The organism is Priestia sp. P5_B4, from assembly GCF_056400385.1.
This window is the reverse complement of record NZ_JBFULJ010000225.1, coordinates 1-5,301: the sequence shown is the minus strand read 5'-3', so window position 1 is coordinate 5,301 and position 5,301 is coordinate 1. Positions and strand designations below refer to the sequence as shown.

The following is a 5,301-nucleotide window of genomic DNA, read 5'->3' as shown; positions in this document are numbered from 1 at the left end:
TGAGCAAGTCAAACATTTCTTCGGAGAGTTTGATCCTGGCTCAGGATGAACGCTGGCGGCGTGCCTAATACATGCAAGTCGAGCGAACTGATTAGAAGCTTGCTTCTATGACGTTAGCGGCGGACGGGTGAGTAACACGTGGGCAACCTGCCTGTAAGACTGGGATAACTTCGGGAAACCGAAGCTAATACCGGATAGGATCTTCTCCTTCATGGGAGATGATTGAAAGATGGTTTCGGCTATCACTTACAGATGGGCCCGCGGTGCATTAGCTAGTTGGTGAGGTAACGGCTCACCAAGGCMACGATGCATAGCCGACCTGAGAGGGTGATCGGCCACACTGGGACTGAGACACGGCCCAGACTCCTACGGGAGGCAGCAGTAGGGAATCTTCCGCAATGGACGAAAGTCTGACGGAGCAACGCCGCGTGAGTGATGAAGGCTTTCGGGTCGTAAAACTCTGTTGTTAGGGAAGAACAAGTACRAGAGTAACTGCTYGTACCTTGACGGTACCTAACCAGAAAGCCACGGCTAACTACGTGCCAGCAGCCGCGGTAATACGTAGGTGGCAAGCGTTATCCGGAATTATTGGGCGTAAAGCGCGCGCAGGCGGTTTCTTAAGTCTGATGTGAAAGCCCACGGCTCAACCGTGGAGGGTCATTGGAAACTGGGGAACTTGAGTGCAGAAGAGAAAAGCGGAATTCCACGTGTAGCGGTGAAATGCGTAGAGATGTGGAGGAACACCAGTGGCGAAGGCGGCTTTTTGGTCTGTAACTGACGCTGAGGCGCGAAAGCGTGGGGAGCAAACAGGATTAGATACCCTGGTAGTCCACGCCGTAAACGATGAGTGCTAAGTGTTAGAGGGTTTCCGCCCTTTAGTGCTGCAGCTAACGCATTAAGCACTCCGCCTGGGGAGTACGGTCGCAAGACTGAAACTCAAAGGAATTGACGGGGGCCCGCACAAGCGGTGGAGCATGTGGTTTAATTCGAAGCAACGCGAAGAACCTTACCAGGTCTTGACATCCTCTGACAACTCTAGAGATAGAGCGTTCCCCTTCGGGGGACAGAGTGACAGGTGGTGCATGGTTGTCGTCAGCTCGTGTCGTGAGATGTTGGGTTAAGTCCCGCAACGAGCGCAACCCTTGATCTTAGTTGCCAGCATTYAGTTGGGCACTCTAAGGTGACTGCCGGTGACAAACCGGAGGAAGGTGGGGATGACGTCAAATCATCATGCCCCTTATGACCTGGGCTACACACGTGCTACAATGGATGGTACAAAGGGCTGCAAGACCGCGAGGTCAAGCCAATCCCATAAAACCATTCTCAGTTCGGATTGTAGGCTGCAACTCGCCTACATGAAGCTGGAATCGCTAGTAATCGCGGATCAGCATGCCGCGGTGAATACGTTCCCGGGCCTTGTACACACCGCCCGTCACACCACGAGAGTTTGTAACACCCGAAGTCGGTGGAGTAACCGTAAGGAGCTAGCCGCCTAAGGTGGGACAGATGATTGGGGTGAAGTCGTAACAAGGTAGCCGTATCGGAAGGTGCGGCTGGATCACCTCCTTTCTAAGGATTTTTACATGACGTACGTTTTGACACTTTGTTCAGTTTTGAGAGTTTAATCTCTCAATTATAGAAAGCACACTACTTTCTTCTTATTAGATAAGAAGAATTTTGGTTGCRATTGTTCTTTGAAAACTAGATAACAGTAATTGCTGAGGAAAAGTGAAACTTTTCTTTAATCAAAYCAATAAATAACACAACAGTATGTTGTACCATTTATTCGCTAATGGTTAAGTTAGAAAGGGCGCACGGTGAATGCCTTGGCACTAGGAGCCGATGAAGGACGGGACTAACACCGATATGCTTCGGGGAGCTGTAAGTGAGCTTTGATCCGGAGATTTCCGAATGGGGAAACCCACTGTTCGTAATGGAACAGTATCTTTATCTGAATACATAGGATATTGAAGGCAGACCCGGGGAACTGAAACATCTAAGTACCCGGAGGAAGAGAAAGCAAATGCGATTTCCTGAGTAGCGGCGAGCGAAACGGAATTAGCCCAAACCAAGAGGCTTGCCTCTTGGGGTTGTAGGACACTCTATACGGAGTTACAAAGGAACGAAGTAAATGAAGCGACCTGGAAAGGTCCGTCGAAGAAGGTAACAACCCTGTAGTTGAAACTTCGTTCCCTCTTGAGTGGATCCTGAGTACGGCGGAACACGTGAAATTCCGTCGGAAGCTGGGAGGACCATCTCCCAAGGCTAAATACTACCTAGTGACCGATAGTGAACCAGTACCGTGAGGGAAAGGTGAAAAGCACCCCGGAAGGGGAGTGAAAGAGATCCTGAAACCGTGTGCCTACAAGTAGTCAGAGCCCGTTAAYGGGTGATGGCGTGCCTTTTGTAGAATGAACCGGCGAGTTACGATCCCATGCAAGGTTAAGCTGATAAGGCGGAGCCGTAGCGAAAGCGAGTCTGAATAGGGCGTTTAGTATGTGGTTGTAGACCCGAAACCAGGTGATCTACCCATGTCCAGGGTGAAGTTCAGGTAACACTGAATGGAGGCCCGAACCCACGCACGTTGAAAAGTGCGGGGATGAGGTGTGGGTAGCGGAGAAATTCCAATCGAACCTGGAGATAGCTGGTTCTCTCCGAAATAGCTTTAGGGCTAGCCTCATGTTGTRAGAGTCTTGGAGGTAGAGCACTGATTGGACTAGGGGCCCCCAACGGGTTACCGAATTCAGTCAAACTCCGAATGCCAAAGACTTATCCATGGGAGTCAGACTGCGAGTGATAAGATCCGTAGTCAAAAGGGAAACAGCCCAGACCACCAGCTAAGGTCCCCAAGTATACGTTAAGTGGAAAAGGATGTGGAGTTGCTTAGACAACCAGGATGTTGGCTTAGAAGCAGCCACCATTTAAAGAGTGCGTAATAGCTCACTGGTCGAGTGACTCTGCGCCGAAAATGTACCGGGGCTAAACGTATCACCGAAGCTGTGGATTGACATCTTTGATGTCAGTGGTAGGAGAGCGTTCTAAGTGCWGYGAAGTCAGACCGTAAGGACTGGTGGAGCGCTTAGAAGTGAGAATGCCGGTATGAGTAGCGAAAGACAAGTGAGAATCTTGTCCACCGAATGCCTAAGGTTTCCTGAGGAAGGCTCGTCCGCTCAGGGTTAGTCGGGACCTAAGCCGAGGCTGAAAAGCGTAGGCGATGGCCAACAGGTTGATATTCCTGTACCACCTCCCCGCCGTTTGAGTAATGGGGGGACGCAGTAGGATAGGGTAAGCGCGCTGCTGGATATGCGCGTTCAAGCAGTTAGGCTGATGAGTAGGCAAATCCGCTCATCATRAAGGCTGAGCTGTGATGACGAGGGAATTATAGTACCGAAGTTCCTGATTCCACACTGCCAAGAAAAGCCTCTAGCGAGGCGGGAGGTGCCCGTACCGCAAACCGACACAGGTAGGCGAGGAGAGAATCCTAAGGTGATCGAGAGAACTCTCGTTAAGGAACTCGGCAAAATGACCCCGTAACTTCGGGAGAAGGGGTGCTCTGGTAGGGTGTATAGCCCGAGAGAGCCGCAGTGAATAGGCCCAGGCGACTGTTTAGCAAAAACACAGGTCTCTGCGAAGCCGCAAGGCGAAGTATAGGGGCTGACGCCTGCCCGGTGCTGGAAGGTTAAGAGGAGGGGTTATCCTTTGGGAGAAGCTCTGAATCGAAGCCCCAGTAAACGGCGGCCGTAACTATAACGGTCCTAAGGTAGCGAAATTCCTTGTCGGGTAAGTTCCGACCCGCACGAAAGGCGTAACGATCTGGGCACTGTCTCAACGAGAGACTCGGTGAAATTATAGTACCTGTGAAGATGCAGGTTACCCGCGACAGGACGGAAAGACCCCGTGGAGCTTTACTGTAGCCTGATATTGAATTTTGGTACAGCTTGTACAGGATAGGTAGGAGCCTGAGAAGCCGGAGCGCTAGCTTCGGTGGAGGCGTCGGTGGGATACTACCCTGGCTGTATTGAAATTCTAACCCGCGGCCCTKATCGGGCCGGGAGACAGTGTCAGGTGGGCAGTTTGACTGGGGCGGTCGCCTCCTAAAATGTAACGGAGGCGCCCAAAGGTTCCCTCAGAATGGTTGGAAATCATTCGTAGAGTGTAAAGGCACAAGGGAGCTTGACTGCGAGACCTACAAGTCGAGCAGGGACGAAAGTCGGGCTTAGTGATCCGGTGGTTCCGCATGGAAGGGCCATCGCTCAACGGATAAAAGCTACCCCGGGGATAACAGGCTTATCTCCCCCAAGAGTCCACATCGACGGGGAGGTTTGGCACCTCGATGTCGGCTCATCGCATCCTGGGGCTGTAGTCGGTCCCAAGGGTTGGGCTGTTCGCCCATTAAAGCGGTACGCGAGCTGGGTTCAGAACGTCGTGAGACAGTTCGGTCCCTATCCGTCGTGGGCGTAGGAAATTTGAGAGGAGCTGTCCTTAGTACGAGAGGACCGGGATGGACACACCGCTGGTGTACCAGTTGTCTTGCCAAAGGCATCGCTGGGTAGCTATGTGTGGACGGGATAAGTGCTGAAAGCATCTAAGCATGAAGCCCCCCTCAAGATGAGATTTCCCATAGCGCAAGCTAGTAAGATCCCTGAAAGATGATCAGGTTGATAGGTCAGAGGTGGAAGCGTGGCGACATGTGTAGCTGACTGATACTAATCGATCGAGGACTTAACCAAACTTTAAAAGCRTAAGCTTTACTCAGCRAAYWGTTAYCTAGTTTTGAGAGAACAAAACTTTTYAAAAAAAGTCTTGCTTTCTTTTSGAAATCATGTATAATATAATATGTCTGGTGGCGATAGCGAAGAGGTCACACCCGTTCCCATACCGAACACGGAAGTTAAGCTCTTTAGCGCCAATGGTAGTTGGGACTTTGTCCCTGTGAGAGTAGGACGTTGCCAGGCTTATATWTCGGAGGATTAGCTCAGCTGGGAGAGCACCTGCCTTACAAGCAGGGGGTCGGCGGTTCGATCCCGTCATCCTCCACCATTTGCCGGTGTAGCTCAACTGGTAGAGCAACTGACTTGTAATCAGTAGGTTGGGGGTTCAAGTCCTCTTGCCGGCACCAGTTTTTCGAGCCATTAGCTCAGTTGGTAGAGCATCTGACTTTTAATCAGAGGGTCGAAGGTTCGAGTCCTTCATGGCTCACCATTTATATTCACACGCGGGTGTGGCGGAATTGGCAGACGCGCTAGACTTAGGATCTAGTGTCTTACGACGTGGGGGTTCAAGTCCCTTCACCCGCATCTT

General features: G+C 51.3%; 4 tRNA genes and 3 rRNA genes. All 7 read left to right on the top strand.

The features are described from left to right. Positions 1-17 precede the first annotated feature (17 nt). The 7 genes from AC1DRF_RS15985 (at position 18) to AC1DRF_RS15955 (ending at position 5,297) form a co-directional block, all read left to right on the top strand. Positions 18-1,569 (top strand): 16S ribosomal RNA (locus AC1DRF_RS15985). A gap of 225 nt (positions 1,570-1,794) precedes the next feature. Next, a 23S ribosomal RNA gene (locus AC1DRF_RS15980) occupies positions 1,795-4,730 on the top strand. 109 nt (positions 4,731-4,839) lie between these two features. After that, positions 4,840-4,955: ribosomal RNA gene (gene rrf / locus AC1DRF_RS15975) — 5S ribosomal RNA — on the top strand. Together the 16S, 23S and 5S rRNA genes with 4 tRNA genes alongside form the textbook arrangement of a ribosomal RNA operon. 9 nt (positions 4,956-4,964) lie before the next feature. Further along, positions 4,965-5,040 (top strand) — tRNA-Val (locus AC1DRF_RS15970). Positions 5,041-5,043: 3 nt separating this feature from the next. Further along, positions 5,044-5,119, top strand: a tRNA-Thr gene (locus tag AC1DRF_RS15965). A 7-nt stretch (positions 5,120-5,126) separates the two neighbouring features. Beyond that, positions 5,127-5,202: transfer RNA gene (locus AC1DRF_RS15960), tRNA-Lys, on the top strand. 13 nt (positions 5,203-5,215) lie between these two features. Then, a tRNA-Leu gene (locus AC1DRF_RS15955) sits at positions 5,216-5,297 on the top strand. Positions 5,298-5,301 lie beyond the last annotated feature (4 nt).